General features: G+C 61.2%; 15 protein-coding genes and 4 tRNA genes. 8 read left to right on the top strand and 11 right to left on the bottom strand.

Features of this window, described 5'->3' with window-relative positions; genetic code table 11:
* Window positions 1–11: 11 nt before the first annotated feature.
* A complete protein-coding gene (locus ACW9H9_RS25135; RefSeq protein ID WP_457345982.1) occupies window positions 12–1,421 on the bottom strand; it encodes an O-antigen ligase family protein in 1,410 nt (469 codons plus the stop codon).
* 74 nt (window positions 1,422–1,495) lie between these two features.
* Window positions 1,496–1,909 (bottom strand): pilin, encoded by a 414-nt coding sequence (locus tag ACW9H9_RS25130; RefSeq protein WP_457346001.1) that lies wholly within the window; start codon window positions 1,907–1,909, stop codon window positions 1,496–1,498.
* A 201-nt stretch (window positions 1,910–2,110) separates the two neighbouring features.
* On the opposite strand from ACW9H9_RS25130, the gene ACW9H9_RS25125 reads away from it, so the two are divergent.
* The 4 genes from ACW9H9_RS25125 to yacG are packed head-to-tail and all read left to right on the top strand — an operon-like array spanning window position 2,111 to window position 5,008.
* On the top strand, window positions 2,111–3,316 hold the full coding sequence (locus ACW9H9_RS25125) for a type II secretion system F family protein (RefSeq protein ID WP_457345981.1): 1,206 nt from the start codon (window positions 2,111–2,113) through the stop codon (window positions 3,314–3,316).
* A gap of 2 nt (window positions 3,317–3,318) precedes the next feature.
* On the top strand, window positions 3,319–4,191 hold the full coding sequence (locus ACW9H9_RS25120; protein ID WP_457346000.1) for a prepilin peptidase: 873 nt from the start codon (window positions 3,319–3,321) through the stop codon (window positions 4,189–4,191).
* Window positions 4,188–4,811, top strand: a complete 624-nt coding sequence (coaE, locus tag ACW9H9_RS25115; RefSeq protein WP_457345980.1) for a dephospho-CoA kinase — start codon at window positions 4,188–4,190, stop codon at window positions 4,809–4,811. The genes ACW9H9_RS25120 and coaE overlap by 4 nt, the downstream gene beginning before the upstream one ends.
* Entirely contained in the window at window positions 4,808–5,008 is a 201-nt protein-coding gene (gene yacG, locus ACW9H9_RS25110) for a DNA gyrase inhibitor YacG (protein WP_457345979.1), read from the top strand. Before coaE ends, yacG begins: the two co-directional genes overlap by 4 nt.
* Here yacG and ACW9H9_RS25105 read toward each other — a convergent pair.
* Together ACW9H9_RS25105 and ACW9H9_RS25100 are read right to left on the bottom strand one after the other, a co-directional pair.
* Entirely contained in the window at window positions 5,005–5,220 is a 216-nt protein-coding gene (locus ACW9H9_RS25105; RefSeq protein ID WP_457345978.1) for a hypothetical protein, read from the bottom strand. The genes yacG and ACW9H9_RS25105 overlap by 4 nt on opposite strands.
* 79 nt (window positions 5,221–5,299) lie before the next feature.
* Window positions 5,300–5,767: an FAD/FMN-containing dehydrogenase gene (locus ACW9H9_RS25100; protein ID WP_457345977.1), complete on the bottom strand. Its 468-nt coding sequence runs from the start codon at window positions 5,765–5,767 to the stop codon at window positions 5,300–5,302.
* A 102-nt stretch (window positions 5,768–5,869) separates the two neighbouring features.
* On the opposite strand from ACW9H9_RS25100, the gene ACW9H9_RS25095 reads away from it, so the two are divergent.
* The 3 genes from ACW9H9_RS25095 (at window position 5,870) to ACW9H9_RS25085 (ending at window position 8,213) form a co-directional block, all read left to right on the top strand.
* Entirely contained in the window at window positions 5,870–6,499 is a 630-nt protein-coding gene (locus tag ACW9H9_RS25095) for a DUF1780 domain-containing protein (protein WP_457345976.1), read from the top strand.
* A gap of 181 nt (window positions 6,500–6,680) precedes the next feature.
* On the top strand, window positions 6,681–6,854 hold the full coding sequence (locus ACW9H9_RS25090; RefSeq protein ID WP_457345975.1) for a DUF3094 family protein: 174 nt from the start codon (window positions 6,681–6,683) through the stop codon (window positions 6,852–6,854).
* Between the two features lie 60 nt (window positions 6,855–6,914).
* Window positions 6,915–8,213: an NAD(P)/FAD-dependent oxidoreductase gene (locus tag ACW9H9_RS25085; RefSeq protein WP_457345974.1), complete on the top strand. Its 1,299-nt coding sequence runs from the start codon at window positions 6,915–6,917 to the stop codon at window positions 8,211–8,213.
* Between the two features lie 90 nt (window positions 8,214–8,303).
* Here ACW9H9_RS25085 and ACW9H9_RS25080 read toward each other — a convergent pair.
* The 7 genes from ACW9H9_RS25080 to rluD form a co-directional block, all read right to left on the bottom strand.
* Window positions 8,304–8,380: transfer RNA gene (locus tag ACW9H9_RS25080), tRNA-Pro, on the bottom strand.
* A 99-nt stretch (window positions 8,381–8,479) separates the two neighbouring features.
* A tRNA-Lys gene (locus tag ACW9H9_RS25075) sits at window positions 8,480–8,555 on the bottom strand.
* A gap of 5 nt (window positions 8,556–8,560) precedes the next feature.
* A tRNA-Pro gene (locus ACW9H9_RS25070) sits at window positions 8,561–8,637 on the bottom strand.
* 9 nt (window positions 8,638–8,646) lie between these two features.
* Window positions 8,647–8,722, bottom strand: a tRNA-Asn gene (locus ACW9H9_RS25065).
* A gap of 292 nt (window positions 8,723–9,014) precedes the next feature.
* Complete coding sequence (gene clpB, locus ACW9H9_RS25060; RefSeq protein ID WP_457345973.1) at window positions 9,015–11,579, bottom strand: ATP-dependent chaperone ClpB; 2,565 nt, start codon at window positions 11,577–11,579, stop codon at window positions 9,015–9,017.
* Between the two features lie 130 nt (window positions 11,580–11,709).
* On the bottom strand, window positions 11,710–12,435 hold the full coding sequence (pgeF, locus tag ACW9H9_RS25055) for a peptidoglycan editing factor PgeF (RefSeq protein ID WP_457345972.1): 726 nt from the start codon (window positions 12,433–12,435) through the stop codon (window positions 11,710–11,712).
* Window positions 12,432–13,394, bottom strand: a complete 963-nt coding sequence (gene rluD, locus ACW9H9_RS25050) for a 23S rRNA pseudouridine(1911/1915/1917) synthase RluD (protein ID WP_457345971.1) — start codon at window positions 13,392–13,394, stop codon at window positions 12,432–12,434. The genes pgeF and rluD overlap by 4 nt, the downstream gene beginning before the upstream one ends.
* A 149-nt stretch (window positions 13,395–13,543) precedes the next feature.
* Here rluD and ACW9H9_RS25045 point away from each other — a divergent pair, with 149 nt between their 5' ends.
* Window positions 13,544–14,569 (top strand): outer membrane protein assembly factor BamD, encoded by a 1,026-nt coding sequence (locus ACW9H9_RS25045; protein WP_457345970.1) that lies wholly within the window; start codon window positions 13,544–13,546, stop codon window positions 14,567–14,569.
* Window positions 14,570–14,669 lie beyond the last annotated feature (100 nt).

Below are 14,669 nucleotides of genomic sequence, written 5' to 3'. Positions count from 1 at the left end.
CGTCCGGCAACTTAGCGCGTTGGCTCGGCAATGACGCCTTGTGACCAGAAGCGTGGTTGCAGGTAGGCCTTGCTGACCTGTGCATGGTGCTGTGCACGCTCGGCGAGATGAGGCACATCGCGCGCGGCGACAAACACCAGCAGGCCGGCAGCCAGGACGCTGGTGGCCGCCCATGTCCCGTACAACAGGGGCAAGGGTGCGCGTGCGGGCGTTCGCAAGTGGTGCAGGGCCATCAGCCAGCCCGTCACCAGGGCCAACCAGAGTTGGGAGACAGGCATCACGATCACACCGTCCACCATCGCCTGGGTCATCGCGCCCACCAGGGCGGCAAAGAGGCACAGGCGCAGCACGTCCGAACGCGCCTCTGACTCTGCGCGTGCCTGTATCAAGCGCACCGTGGCCCAGCCCGCCCGCAGCGCCAATGCCATCACACACAGCGCTGACGGCACGCCCCACTCGCTGGCCCATTGCAGAACCGCCTGATGGGGGTGCGCCGCGATGTCGTTGGCAATATCGGCGAAGTGCATCGGCCCGAAACCCAGCCAGGGCCGCTCGACCGTCATGTGCCATGCCTGTGACCAGAGCGGGCCGCGGTTAGACAGCGTAGTGGTCAGGCGCCCGGCAGCATCATTGGAAATCTGGAACCCCAGGTAACCCGCCAACACTGTGAACAGCAGCCAATACAGCACTAATCCACAGACCAGCGCGGCCCCTTGCCAGGCAACCCAGCGCCGCCCCGCAGGCGCTAAAACCGCCAGCGCTGCGGCCGCGACGCCAAGCCCCAGCCAGGTTCCGCGTGTGCCGCCGCTGATCACGATCAACCACCAGACGCACAACAACGCAAACACGGCGGCGCGTGCAGGCCGCGTGACGCCGGCCAGCAACAGGGGAAGCGCCAGCAACGGCAAGGTAAAGGTCTGGAACTGGCCATAAAAACGCTTGTTGGAGAAACCGGACAGCAAGCGGTCGGCGTCCAACACCGTGCCAGCGCCGCTGAAGGCAATGACACCGGCATACAGATATTGAACACTCTTGATCAGGCACAGCAGCAAGACAATCAGGATCAGGACCCGGTCCAAGGGCTCGCCACCCTCGCGCCGGACCCGGCAAAACGCAACGGCGATGGCCGCGCAACCGATGGCCAGCGCCAGCTCGGTCAAGGCCCAGAGCGGTTGGTGGGCCAACCCCGAAGAACAGAGGCCCAGCCCGACAATCAACACCAGCCCCACGGCGGTCGGCCTGTCGACCTGAGGTTGCGCACGCCCCGCTGAAAGCCCATACACCACGGCCATCACGACAAAGGCAATCTGCACCACGCGCTGCCAGTCATGCGCGCTGAAGGACGCGCAGATCGCCGACACCAGCAGGCACGCCGCCACGACCAGAAAGAGACTTCCCCGCTGCTGGATAGACACCGACAACCTCTACGTCCTTGTTCAAAGGGGCGACGGCCACCGCTGGGGCGCCATCGCCGATTCCTGCACGATAGCCTGTCTTATGCCCCGCCGCTGGCGCACGCTTTGGCCGCGTATTGATCGTCGGCGGTGGTGGTGCATTTCCAGCCGGCCGTGGCGCTGCGCGTCAGGGTGATGGTCTTGCCCAGTACCGGGGCGGGCGCCTCGATGAGTTCACAGGCAATCGTGCCCGCGCCAGTGGCGACATCCCCGCTCGCCTCGATTTTGCAATGGGCGGTGGGGCTGGTGCCGCCGATCAACGCTAACGTCGGCGAGGTGCCCTGGTTGAGGACGTCTTCAAAGCCGGCCTTCAACGCGGAGATCTCTGCCAACCCTGCGGTGAATTTGGCCTTGGCTTGGTGTTTGGTGTACATGGGCAGGCCGATGGTGGCCAAAATGCCGATGATCGCGACGACGATCAACAGCTCGATCAACGTAAAACCTTTATGACGCATCACTTTCACTCTCCAGAATTGAACCTGTAGCGAGGCGCGTCCTGCGCCCCGTCTCGACAGCCGCGCCAGTGTACTCACCTGCGCACGGGCTATCGTGGGTGGGACGCACATTCTGACATTTTTCCGCTCAAGGCCGCCGTGCCCGAATCGTTCGCCTGACTAAGCTGTAAAACTTCTACTGGCTGCGCACGGAACGGCGAAATGAAGGCTGCAACCCTCTATGCCTGGGAAGGCACCCACCGCAACGGGCGTAAAGTGTCCGGGCAAACACGCGGCAACAACCTGGCACTGGTCAAGGCGCAGTTGCGCCAGCAAGGGATCACCCCTGCACGCATCCGCAAGAAATTTGCGGGTTGGCCAGGCCTCAACCCACCGATCAAGCCAAGGGACATCGCCCTGTTCACCCGGCAACTGGCGACGCTTTTGAAGGCTGGCATTCCCCTGTTGCAAGCCTTCGACATCATCACAGAAGGCACCGACCACCTGCAGCTGCGCACCGTGGTGCAAGGCCTCAAGCAAGAGGTAGCCGCCGGTAGCAGCCTCGCCGATGCGCTGCACAAACAACCGCGCCACTTCGATGAGCTCTATTGCCACCTGATTGCCGCGGGTGAACAGGCCGGCGCACTGGAAACGCAGCTGGAGCGCGTCGCCACTCATTTGGAAAAAAGCGAACAACTCAAGGCCCGCATCAAGAAGGTCATGACCTACCCCCTGGCGGTGCTGGTGATTGCCGCGATAGTCAGCGCCATTTTGCTGATCCATGTGGTACCGCAATTTCAGGGATTGTTTGCCGGGGTCGGTGCAGAACTGCCAGCGTTTACCCTGATGGTCATCGCGTTATCCGACTTTATGCAGCAGGCCTGGTGGGCGCTGGCCTTGGGCGGCATTGCCGCTGTCCTTGGCGGGCGCCGGGCCTATGGTGCATCGCCGCGCTTTCGTCACGCGGTCGATGCCCGTTTGTTGAAACTCCCGCTGGCAGGCACACTGCTGAAAAAATCCGCGCTGGCCCGTTATGCGCGCACGCTGTCCACCACCTTTGCCGCAGGCGTGCCCTTGGTACAGGCGCTGGATTCGGTTGCCGGGGCCACCGGCAATGGGCCGTTCAAACAGGCAATCACACACATGCGCCACGATGTTTCCAACGGCATGCAATTGAATCAAAGCATGGCCGCAAGCGGTTTGTTTCCAGGCATGGCCATTCAGATGACGGCCATCGGCGAAGAGTCCGGCACCCTGGACAGCATGCTGGCCAAGGTGGCCAGCCACTACGAGGCTGACGTCGACCACCAGGTGGACACCCTCACCAGCCTGATGGAGCCGCTGATTCTGGTAATACTGGGCAGCCTCGTCGGGGCGCTGGTCATGGCCATGTACCTGCCCATATTCCAGCTCGGTACGGCGTTTTGACGCTGTCACTGGCTCACCTCCTGCTCGATCAGCCACACGTGTTCGTGGGGGGCTCGCTGATACTTGGCCTGATCGTTGGCAGTTTCCTCAACGTGCTGGTCTGGCGCCTGCCCAAGATGCTGGAGCGGGACTGGCGCGCCCAAGCCCGCGAAGTCTTGGGCCTGCCCGCCGAACCCGGCGCACCGGTGTATAACCTGATGCAGCCCCACTCCTGCTGCCCACGGTGCAATGAACCGATCCGCCCCTGGGAAAATATTCCGCTGGTCAGTTACCTGCTGCTCAAGGGGCGCTGCGCGAAGTGCCGGCAGGCCATCAGCACGCGTTACCCGCTTACCGAACTGGCCTGTGGCCTGATCACGGCAATCGTCGCCTGGCAGTTCGGCTTCGGCTGGCAGGCGGGCGCGGTCATGTTGCTGAGTTGGGGCTTGCTGGCGATGAGCCTGATCGATATCGATCACCAACTGTTGCCGGATGTGCTGGTGCTGCCCTTGCTCTGGCTGGGGTTGATCCTCAACAGCGCCGGGCTGTACACCGAACTGCCGGACGCCTTGTGGGGCGCCGTCGTGGGCTACCTGAGCCTATGGTCGCTGTTCTGGCTGTTCAAGCTGGTCACCGGCAAAGACGGCATGGGGTATGGAGATTTCAAATTATTGGCCATGCTGGGGGCCTGGGGCGGCTGGCAATTGCTGCCCATGACGCTGCTGCTGTCATCGTTTGTCGGCGTGGCGGGCGGGCTGATTTTGCTGCGCCGGCGCAAGGCCCTGGTGTCGACACCGATGCCATTTGGTCCGTATCTGGCGATTGCCGGCTGGATTGCATTGCTCTGGGGTGGTCAAATAACCGACTTCTATTTGCAGTCCGTCGGTTTCAGATGACCACTTCTGTTGCAACACCCTGGGTGCTGGGCCTCACTGGCGGTATCGGCAGCGGCAAAAGCGCCGCCGCCCAACACTTCATCAACCTGGGTATCGACCTGGTCGACGCCGACCACGCCGCCCGCTGGGTAGTGGAGCCGGGGCGCCCCGCATTGGCAAACATTGCTGAGCATTTTGGCGCGCATGTATTGCTGCCCGATGGCAGCCTGGACCGTGCGGCCCTGCGCAAGCGGATCTTTGAGGTGCCAGAGGAGCGCCGCTGGCTGGAAGCCTTGTTGCATCCGCTGATTGCCGATGAAATTCGCAGCCATCTGGCACAGGCGCAGTCGCCCTACGCGATTCTGGTATCACCGCTGTTGATCGAGTCGGGCCAGTACACCCTGACCCAACGCATTCTGGTGATCGATGTGCCGCAGTCGCTGCAAATCCAGCGCACCCTGCTGCGCGACGGCATCAGCGAAGAACAGATGCACGCCATTCTCAAGGCCCAGGCCACCCGTGAAGACCGCCTGAGCCATGCCGATGACGTGCTGGTCAACGACCAGGACCTGGCCCAACTGCAGGCCGGTGTCGAACGACTGCACCACTTTTACCTTACTTTGCGTGGAGGCCGATCATGAGCCAACCCTTGACCGTCGAATGCCCAACCTGCGGCGCCCCAGTGGAATGGAAAGCGACCAACCTCACCCGGCCGTTCTGCTCGGACCGCTGCAAGCTGATCGACCTGGGCGCCTGGGCCGCCGAGGATCACAAGATTCCCGTGGCCCCGGACGCTGAAGACGAATTGTTCTCCGAAGACCTTTCACCCCGGCATTAAGGCCGCATAAAGGCGTACACCTGCTGGTCGTCGAGGTTTTCTGCCAGGTATTGCAGCTCGTCGGCCAGGTCCTCGAAGGTACGCACGCCTTTGCTCTGCTGCACCACCGCACTGAGCATGGCGCGCAAGGCCAGGCCGGGGTCAAAGCCGATTTCCTGCGCGGCGTCCTGGCTTCTGCGCAACTCTTGCCTTGCCCATTCGTACACACCCATCACCCAAGCCCCCGAAAATTTTGCAGAGCATGGGCCCGGTCGCGGGGACACGATTTGACCTGGATCAAGGCAGCGAGGATCACTCCTTGAGCTGCTCCAGCGCCTCTCGCAATTCATTGGCCGAGCCATATTCATGCCGGGCCACCAACGTGCCCTTGTCCAGTTGCAGCCACAGCACTTTATCCACAGGCGCCGGATAACGCGGGGCGATGCGCGCGTCACGGTCGAGCATCACACGGTAGTTGTAGGCCTGCATCGCCGGGACGGCGAACAACTTGGCGATCAACCGGGGCATGCGCTGAATGTCAGCGACAAACACCACGTGCCGCGCTTCAAGATAGCCTTTGGGCTGGCCCTGCAATGCTGCGTCCACCCACTTGGCCGCGTCCATGCTGCGGGCTACCAGCAACGTGCGCGCTTGATCGTTCAGGGTGTAGGGCTGGTCGAACTGATCAAGCAACGTCCAGGGGGCCAGTCGATCACCTGGCTCGATGGCCTGGGCCCACAAGGGCAAAAGACTCAGGAACAGCGCTGCAAAAAACTTCACCACACACTCCTCAACTCACGATTTTTTTCCCAGGGGCCAGTCTACACCGGGCTTTTGACACGAGACTTCCTGCGGTCATGATTTGAACGCTAAGCTGGTGACATGGATGACTCAGATTACTTGCGCCTGCTCACCGTGGCGGCCGAACAAGCCAACGCGTTTTTGTCCAATGCCCGCAAATGGGAGCGTGAGCGTTGGGTCTGCCAGCGCCTGCTGCAAGGCCTGAACGTGCCCTATCGCGCCGAAGAGTTCCACGCCGCCGGGCAGGAGCCGCCGGACGTGCTGTTTCGCGATGCCAGCTTCGAAGTGTTTTTTGTGCTGGATGAAGGCCGCCGCCTGAACGACGAATGGCGCGACGAACTGCTGCGCCGCCGCAGTGCTTTTTCGCTGAGCCAACTGGTACGCCGCGAAGCCAAGCCGCGGCGCATTCCCGCCCATGAGTTTCTGCTGCGCCTGGGGCCGACCCTGCGCAAAAAAGCCCATAACTACAAAGAGCGCGGCATGGACCTGGGCGAGTTGGATCTCATCGCCTTCACCAGCCTCAAGCGCGAAGTGCTGGACCTCAACAGCCATTTCCCGCCCCCCACCGAATACCTGCGCCAGGGCTGGCGCTCGTTGTCCCTCGTCGGCCCGACTTTCGCCCGGGTGCTGTTCGCCCATCCGGACGCGCCGGACTTCCTGCGCAACAACTTGGGGCGCAGCATCCTGTTCGACGTGGGTATCAGCCTGTAGTCCGCACGTTTGGGCATGGCGCAAATCCAGGCCGGGTGATACAAAGGGTAATCATTACCTGCCTGCCGAAAGCCCGTGAACGCAAGGCCCCGTTTTGCAGCGACTATGCTGGTGACATGCCGCAAAACGGCACGCCTGTAACGTTCACTCCTTTCGCAACGTCTTACCTGACGAGGCCTTTATGACCAGCCGCCTGAACCCCGACGATCAACAGCATGTCGAAGAGTACCTGCAACTGTCCCAGAACCAGGTCGAGCGCAAGCCCTTCCGGCCGTGGCTGCTGCTGGCTGTGGTGTTGGTTGTGGTCATCGGCCTGGGTTTGCTGAGCCGCCTTTTGAGTTACCTCACGCTATGAGCTGCCTGGCGCTCGCGGGGGTGACTGCACCGATTTCCTTTAGCCTTGCGAGATATCCCCATGACCCATCGTATTATTATCGTCGGCGGCGGCGCCGGCGGCCTGGAGTTGGCGACCCGCCTGGGTAAGACTCTGGGCAAGCGCGGCACCGCCAGCATCACGCTGGTGGACGCCAACCTCACCCACATCTGGAAGCCACTGCTGCACGAAGTGGCCGCAGGTTCGCTGAACTCTTCGGAAGACGAACTCAACTATGTCGCCCAGGCGAAATGGAACCATTTCGAGTTCCAGCTGGGCCGCATGAGCGGGCTCGATCGCGAACAGAAAAAAATCCAGCTGGCCGCCACCCTTGATGAAGACGGTCGAGAACTGCTCCCGGCGCGCGTGCTGGACTATGACACGCTGGTCATTGCCGTGGGCAGCACCACCAATGACTTCGGCACCGAAGGCGCGGCGCAGCACTGCCTGTTCCTCGACACCCGCAAGCAGGCCGAACGCTTTCACCAACGGCTGCTCAACCACTACCTGCGCGCGCACGCCGGGCAGACCGATGCGGTAGAACAGATCAGCGTTGCCATCGTCGGGGCTGGCGCCACCGGTGTCGAGCTGGCCGCCGAACTGCATAACGCCGCCCATGAACTGGCGGCATATGGCCTGGACCGGATCAAACCGGAAAACATGCACATCACCCTGATCGAGGCCGGCCCTCGGGTGCTGCCCGCGCTGCCGGAGCGTATCGGCGGGCCTGTGCATAAAACCCTGGAGAAACTTGGCGTCACGGTCCTGACCAACGCCGCCGTCAGCGAAGTGACCGCCGACAGCCTGATCACCAGCAGCGGCCAGGTCATTTCGGCCAGCCTGAAAGTGTGGGCCGCCGGGATTCGTGCGCCGGGCTTTCTCAAGGACATTGACGGGCTGGAGACTAATCGCATTAACCAACTGCAGGTGCTGCCGACCCTGCAAACCACCCGTGATGAAAACATCTTTGCCTTTGGTGACTGTGCCGCGTGCCCGCAACCCGGCACCGACCGCAATGTACCGCCGCGGGCACAGGCCGCGCACCAGCAGGCGTCGTTGCTGGTCAAGTCACTGAAATTGCGCATCGAGGGCAAGGACTTGCCGTCCTACACGTACACCGACTATGGGTCGCTGATTTCCCTGTCCCGTTTTTCGGCGGTGGGGAACTTGATGGGCAACCTCACCGGCAGCGTGATGCTGGAAGGCTGGCTGGCGCGGATGTTCTACGTGTCGTTGTATCGCATGCACCAGGTGGCGCTGTACGGCCTGTTCCGCACGGCGATGCTGATGCTGGGCAGCAAAATCGGGCGAGGCACCGAACCGCGCCTCAAGCTGCACTGACCGTGCGACGGGAGGGGCTTGCCCCCTCCCACACTGGTTTTAAGCGGGCAAAAAAAATCCCCGTATCTTGCGATACGGGGATTTTTAATATGGTCGGGGTAAGGGGATTCGAACTCCTGACATCCTGCTCCCAAAGCAGGCGCGCTACCGGACTGCGCTATACCCCGGTAAAAAAAAGGCGACCTTCAAAAAAAGTCGCCTTCTTCGATCAGCGCTTTTGGCCTCTGATCTTAAGATTCGATCCCAGCGTGAGCTGGTTTCAAAAATGGTGGGTCGTGTGGGATTCGAACCTACGACCAATTGGTTAAAAGCCAACTGCTCTACCAACTGAGCTAACGACCCAAATATGGTCGGGGTAAGGGGATTCGAACTCCTGACATCCTGCTCCCAAAGCAGGCGCGCTACCGGACTGCGCTATACCCCGGTTTGAAATTGGCTCCGTGACCAGGACTCGAACCTGGGACCCAATGATTAACAGTCATTTGCTCTACCGACTGAGCTATCACGGAACTGCATATTTCAATTTACAACCTTTACTGCTTCTCTTCGACGCTTGCGTATCGCTACGTTCGTGTCTCTGAGGCGCGCTATTCTACAATCTTAAAAGCCCCTGTCAACCCTTTAAATTGCTTTTAAGACAATGATTTGCGCTTGTTTCTGATTTCTTCTTGGGGAGAAGAAACCCTTGGGCTGACATACTGCGGGGCGCACTTTACAAGCCTTTGCCTTACAGTTCAACGCCCTATCGAAAAAAAAGGCCCCGCAAAACGGGGCCTCGTCTCAACGCCGGACGGGCACGCCTCAGTGAAACACGATCTCGTCGTTTTCTACCGACGCCGTGACGCTGGTGCCCGGCATAAAGCTGCCCGACAGGATCAACTGCGCCAGCGGGTTCTCGATCCAGCGCTGAATCGCACGCTTCAACGGCCGCGCGCCGTACACGGGGTCGTAACCCACTGCAATCAGCTTGTCCAACGCCTCTGCGCTCAACGCCAGTGCCAGCTCGCGCTCGGCCAGACGACTGCGCAGGCGGCCCAGCTGAATCTCGGTGATGCCCGCGATCTGATCCCGCGCCAGGGGCTCGAAGATGACCACTTCATCCACCCGGTTGATGAACTCGGGCCTGAAGTGCGTCGTCAACGCGTCCATCACCGCTGCCCGCTGGGCCTCGCGATCACCCACCAGCTCCTGGATCTGCATCGAGCCCAGGTTGGACGTCATCACGATCACCGTATTGCGAAAATCCACGGTACGCCCGTGGCTGTCGGTCAAACGGCCGTCTTCGAGCACTTGCAGCAACACGTTGAATACATCCGGGTGCGCCTTTTCGACCTCATCCAGCAAGATCACCGAGTAAGGCTTGCGCCGCACCGCTTCGGTCAGATAACCGCCCTCTTCATATCCCACGTAGCCAGGTGGCGCCCCAATCAAGCGGGCCACGGAATGTTTCTCCATGAACTCCGACATATCGATGCGCACCATGGCCTCTTCAGTGTCGAACAGGAATTCGGCCAACGCCTTGCACAGCTCGGTCTTGCCCACGCCGGTCGGGCCCAGGAACATGAACGAGCCACTCGGACGATTCGGGTCGGACAGCCCCGCCCGCGAACGCCGCACCGCGTTCGCCACGGCCACCACCGCCTCTTCCTGGCCGATGACACGCTGGTGCAACAGGCTTTCCATCTTCAGCAGCTTGTCGCGCTCGCCTTCGAGCATTTTCGACACCGGAATGCCGGTCCATTTGGACACCACTTCGGCGATTTCTTCTTCGGTCACCTTGCTGCGCAGCAACTGGTTCTCGCTGTGACCGTGCTGGTCGACCATTTGCAGGCTGCGCTCCAGGTCCGGGATCACCCCGTATTGCAACTCGGCCATGCGGTTCAGGTCACCTTTACGGCGCGCCGCTTCCAGCTCCTGGCGGGACTGCTCGATCTTTTGCTGGATCTGGGCCGAACCCTGGACTTCGGCTTTTTCCGAGGTCCAGATTTCTTCCAGGTCCGAATACTCACGCTCCAGGCGGACGATTTCTTCCTGAAGTTTTTCCAGGCGTTTCTTCGCCGCGTCGTCTTCTTCTTTCTTGAGGGCCTGGGATTCGACTTTCAACTGAATCAGACGCCGATCCAGACGGTCCAGCACCTCGGGCTTGGAGTCAATTTCCATCCGGATGCGGCTGGCCGCTTCGTCGATCAGGTCGATGGCCTTGTCCGGCAACTGACGGTCGGTAATGTAGCGATGGCTCAACTTCGCCGCAGCAATGATCGCGCCGTCCGTGATCGCGACTTTATGGTGAACCTCATACCGCTCTTTGAGGCCACGCAAGATCGCGATGGTGTCTTCTTCGCTCGGCTCCTCCACCAACACTTTCTGGAAGCGCCGCTCCAGCGCCGCATCTTTCTCGATGTACTGGCGATATTCGTTCAGCGTGGTCGCACCGACGCAGTGCAACTCGCCCCGCGCCAATGCGGGTTTGAGCATGTTGCCCGCATCCATGGAGCCTTCGCCTTTGCCGGCGCCGACCATGGTGTGCAGTTCGTCGATAAACAGGATGATCTGGCCTTCCTGCTTTGACAGTTCATTGAGCAGGGCTTTCAGGCGCTCTTCAAACTCACCGCGAAACTTGGCCCCGGCAATCAGCGCGCCCATGTCCAGCGAGAGCAGGCGCTTGCCCTTGAGGCCGTCCGGCACTTCGCCATTAATGATGCGCTGGGCCAGACCTTCGGCAATCGCGGTTTTACCCACGCCCGGCTCGCCAATCAGCACGGGGTTGTTCTTGGTACGACGCTGCAGGACCTGGATGGTGCGGCGAATTTCGTCATCACGGCCGATCACCGGGTCGAGCTTGCCGTCTTCGGCGCGCTTGGTCAGGTCGACGGTGTATTTGTCCAGCGCCTGGCGCGACTCTTCGTGGTTGGCGTCGTTTACAGCCTCACCGCCGCGCAAGTTGTTGATGGCATTTTCCAGGGCTTTTTTACTGACACCCTGGCCGAGCAACAATTTGCCCAGTTTGCTATTCTCATCCATCGCGGCCAGCAGCACCAGTTCGCTGGAGATGAACTGGTCACCCTTTTGCTGGGCCAGGCGGTCGGCCTGGTTGAGCAGGCGCGCCAGGTCCTGGGACATGTTCACATCGCCCGTAGGATTCTGGATTTTCGGCAGTTGATCGAGCTCTTTGCTCAGCGCCTTGCGCAGGCTGTTGACGTCAAAGCCCACCTGCATCAGCAACGGTTTGATGGAGCCGCCTTGCTGCTCCAGGAGTGCCTGCATCAAGTGAGCGGGCTCGATGGCCGGGTGGTCGAGGCCGACCGCCAGGGACTGGGAGTCCGATAAGGCCAATTGCAATTTGCTGGTTAAACGATCAATACGCATTAGTCACCTTCCTTTTGAGCAGGCCGGAGCTATAAACACATCCTGAATAATGAAACCTGCCAGATGCCCCATAGATGGGGTGGATTCTGGAAGATTCAAGCGGCCGATGCTTGATGCAGGTCAGGAGAGTCTAGCGTTCGAGCCAGATCAGGGAGGCGAAGCGCCCAGTGCGCGGGCTGCGCCGATAGGAGAAGAAGCGCGGATCGGTCACGGTGCACAAACCACCGCCGTAAACCGCCGTTACCCCCCGTTGTGCCAACCGCAGACGGGCCAACTGATAGATGTCGGCCATGTACTTGCCAGGCGTGTGGCTGGGAACAAAGGCATCCGCCGTGGCCGGTAACTGCTGCATGAAGACTTCGCGCACTTCAGGGCCGACTTCAAAGGCCTGCGGGCCGATCGCCGGGCCTAACCACACCAGCACATCGGCAGGCTCCGCTTGCAGGCTTTCAAACGCGGCCTCCAATACGCCCGCTGCCAACCCACGCCAACCAGCGTGCGCGGCGGCCACGCGGGTGCCCGCGCGGTTACAAAACAGTGCAGGCAGACAATCGGCGGTCATCGAGGTACAGGCAATGCCCGGGGTGCTGGTCCAGCTGCCATCCGCTTCGGCGATGCGGGTGGGGTCGGCCTCGACGACGGTCACACCGTGAACCTGGCGCAACCAGGCGGCATTAATAGAGAAGGCGTCGGTGAGGCGTCGGCGATTTTCGCGAACGGCCTCGGGGCTGTCCTCGACATGGTCGCCCAGGTTGAGGCTGTCGAACGGCGCCACGCTGACGCCGCCCGCACGCGTGGTGACGCAGGCTTTCACCCCGGCCGGCGCGGGCCAGTCAGGAATCAGCCAGTCAGTCATCCAACAAACGCCTCGCGGTCTTGCTTGAGCAGCGACAGCAACCAGACGAAATCGTCCGGCAGCTCCGACTCCCAGCTCATCCGTTTACCGCTCGTCGGATGATCCAGTTCCAGGAAGCGTGCGTGCAGCGCCTGGCGCGGGAAGTTCTTCAGGGAGTCGACCATGGTCGCGCTGGCCGCTGGCGGGATGCGGAAGCGACCACCGTAGGCTGGATCGCCGACCAACGGGAAGTTGATGTGCGCCATGTGCACCCGGATCTGGTGGGTACGGCCGGTTTCCAGCTTGACCCGTACATGGGTGTGGGAGCGGAAACGCTCGAGCACCCGGTAGTGGCTGACCGCAGGCTTACCACCTTCCATCACCGCCATGCGCTGACGCTGCTGACCATGCCGGCCGATGGGCGCGTTGATCTTGCCGCCGGCCACGACCACACCGATCACGATGCATTCGTAGATACGGCTGACCGTACGGCTCTGCAACTGTGTGACCAATTGCGTCTGCGCCTGGAGGGTCTTGGCCACCACCATCAGGCCGGTAGTGTCCTTGTCCAGGCGGTGGACGATGCCGCAACGCGGGACATTGATGATGTCCGGCACGTGGTGCAACAAGGCATTGAGCAAGGTGCCATCAGCGTGCCCGGCCGCCGGGTGAACCACCAGGCCTGCGGGTTTGTTGATCACCAGGATGTCGTCGTCCTCATAGACGATGTCCAGCTCGATGTCCTGGGCGACCCATTCGCCCTGGGCCTCCTGCTCGGCAGTCAGCTCAAGCACGGCGCCGCCATGGACGATGTCTCGCGGGCGGATAACCGCTCCGTCCACAGTCAGGCGGCCGTCTTTGATCCAGGCGGAAAGGCGCGAGCGCGAGTGCTCGGCGAATAATTGTGCGGCGACTTGATCGAGGCGTTGGCCGCCCAATTCGGACGGCACCTCTGCGCGAAGTTCAATTTTATCGGACATGCTCAGACTAGGCGTGGCACAGCCTTTGGTTTCGGCTGCGCGCTTGTGGTTAAATACGGCGTCTTTTGCCCCGAGGCTTTCCAAGGGGCGCTCATCATAACAGGACGGCCCCGCCCAAGACAGCGGCCGTCATAGGGACGCAAGCCGCCATGCAAGTGAAACACCTGCTGCTGATCGCCATCCTCGCCATGACTGCTGCTTGCTCGTCAACCAAGGAAGTCGTCGACGAAAACCTGAGCGAGGTCGAGCTGTACCAACTGGCTCAGACCGACCTGAACAACCACAGCTACACCAGCGCCACCGCCAAGCTCAAGGCGCTGGAGTCGCGTTACCCGTTCGGGCGCTACGCCGACCAGGCCCAGCTGGAGCTGATCTACGCCAACTACAAGAACTCGGAGCCGGAAGCTGCCAAATCCGCCGCCGAGCGTTTCATCCGCCTGCACCCGCAGCACCCGAACGTCGACTACGCCTACTACCTCAAGGGCCTGACCTCGTTTGACCAGGACGTTGGCCTGCTGGCGCGCTTCCTGCCGCTGGACATGACCAAGCGTGACCCAGGTGCCGCCCGCGACTCCTACAACGAGTTCGCCCAGCTGACCAGCCGCTACCCCAACAGCCGCTACGCGCCGGACGCCAAGCAGCGCATGATCTACCTGCGCAACCTGCTGGCCTCTTACGAAATCCACGTGGCCCACTACTACCTGACCCGCCAGGCCTATGTGGCCGCTGCCAACCGCGGCCGTTATGTCGTGGAAAACTTCCAGGAAACCCCGTCGGTGGGTGATGGCCTGGCCGTGATGACCGAGGCTTACCAGCGCATGCACCTGGACGCCCTGGCCGACACCAGCCTGCAAACCCTGAAGCTCAACTACCCGAACCACCCCAGCCTGAAAGACGGCCAGTTCGTACCGCTGGTAGCGGAAGCCGACAACCGTTCGTGGCTGAGCAAATACACCCTGGGCCTGATCGAGTCCCGTCCGCCGCTGCCGCCGGGAGAAACCCGCGCCAACCAGGACGTGATCAAGCAGTTCCAGGATGCCAAGGACGCGATTCCTTCGGAACTCAAGCCGCATGACGAAAATGGCGACGTGATCAAGGAACAGGAACACGAAGCACTGGGCAACAATGAAGACCGTTCGTGGTTCAGCTACATGACCTTTGGTATCTTCGACTGATCCCATGTGTCACGCCAAAAGGAGCCTTTCGAGGCTCCTTTTTTATGGTTCTTCACGGATTACCGGGAAAGTCATTCTTGATCTTCATGAAAAAGAATTC

Source organism: Pseudomonas sp. SDO5215_S409, from assembly GCF_054071325.1.
Note: the sequence above shows the minus strand (reverse complement) of the source record. Positions and strands in the feature narration are given on the sequence as shown.

Bases quoted from the DNA above. Each gene is read 5' to 3' on its own strand.
- rluD (WP_457345971.1), bottom strand. From the start codon at position 13,394: ATGTCCGATAAAATTGAACTTCGCGCAGAGGTGCCGTCCGAATTGGGC.
- ACW9H9_RS25045 (WP_457345970.1), top strand. From the start codon at position 13,544: ATGCAAGTGAAACACCTGCTGCTGATCGCCATCCTCGCCATGACTGCT.
- ACW9H9_RS25130 (WP_457346001.1), bottom strand. From the start codon at position 1,909: ATGCGTCATAAAGGTTTTACGTTGATCGAGCTGTTGATCGTCGTCGCG.
- ACW9H9_RS25090 (WP_457345975.1), top strand. From the start codon at position 6,681: ATGACCAGCCGCCTGAACCCCGACGATCAACAGCATGTCGAAGAGTAC.
- ACW9H9_RS25095 (WP_457345976.1), top strand. From the start codon at position 5,870: ATGGATGACTCAGATTACTTGCGCCTGCTCACCGTGGCGGCCGAACAA.
- ACW9H9_RS25105 (WP_457345978.1), bottom strand. From the start codon at position 5,220: ATGGGTGTGTACGAATGGGCAAGGCAAGAGTTGCGCAGAAGCCAGGAC.
- clpB (WP_457345973.1), bottom strand. From the start codon at position 11,579: ATGCGTATTGATCGTTTAACCAGCAAATTGCAATTGGCCTTATCGGAC.
- coaE (WP_457345980.1), top strand. From the start codon at position 4,188: ATGACCACTTCTGTTGCAACACCCTGGGTGCTGGGCCTCACTGGCGGT.
- ACW9H9_RS25085 (WP_457345974.1), top strand. From the start codon at position 6,915: ATGACCCATCGTATTATTATCGTCGGCGGCGGCGCCGGCGGCCTGGAG.
- yacG (WP_457345979.1), top strand. From the start codon at position 4,808: ATGAGCCAACCCTTGACCGTCGAATGCCCAACCTGCGGCGCCCCAGTG.
- ACW9H9_RS25125 (WP_457345981.1), top strand. From the start codon at position 2,111: ATGAAGGCTGCAACCCTCTATGCCTGGGAAGGCACCCACCGCAACGGG.
- pgeF (WP_457345972.1), bottom strand. From the start codon at position 12,435: ATGACTGACTGGCTGATTCCTGACTGGCCCGCGCCGGCCGGGGTGAAA.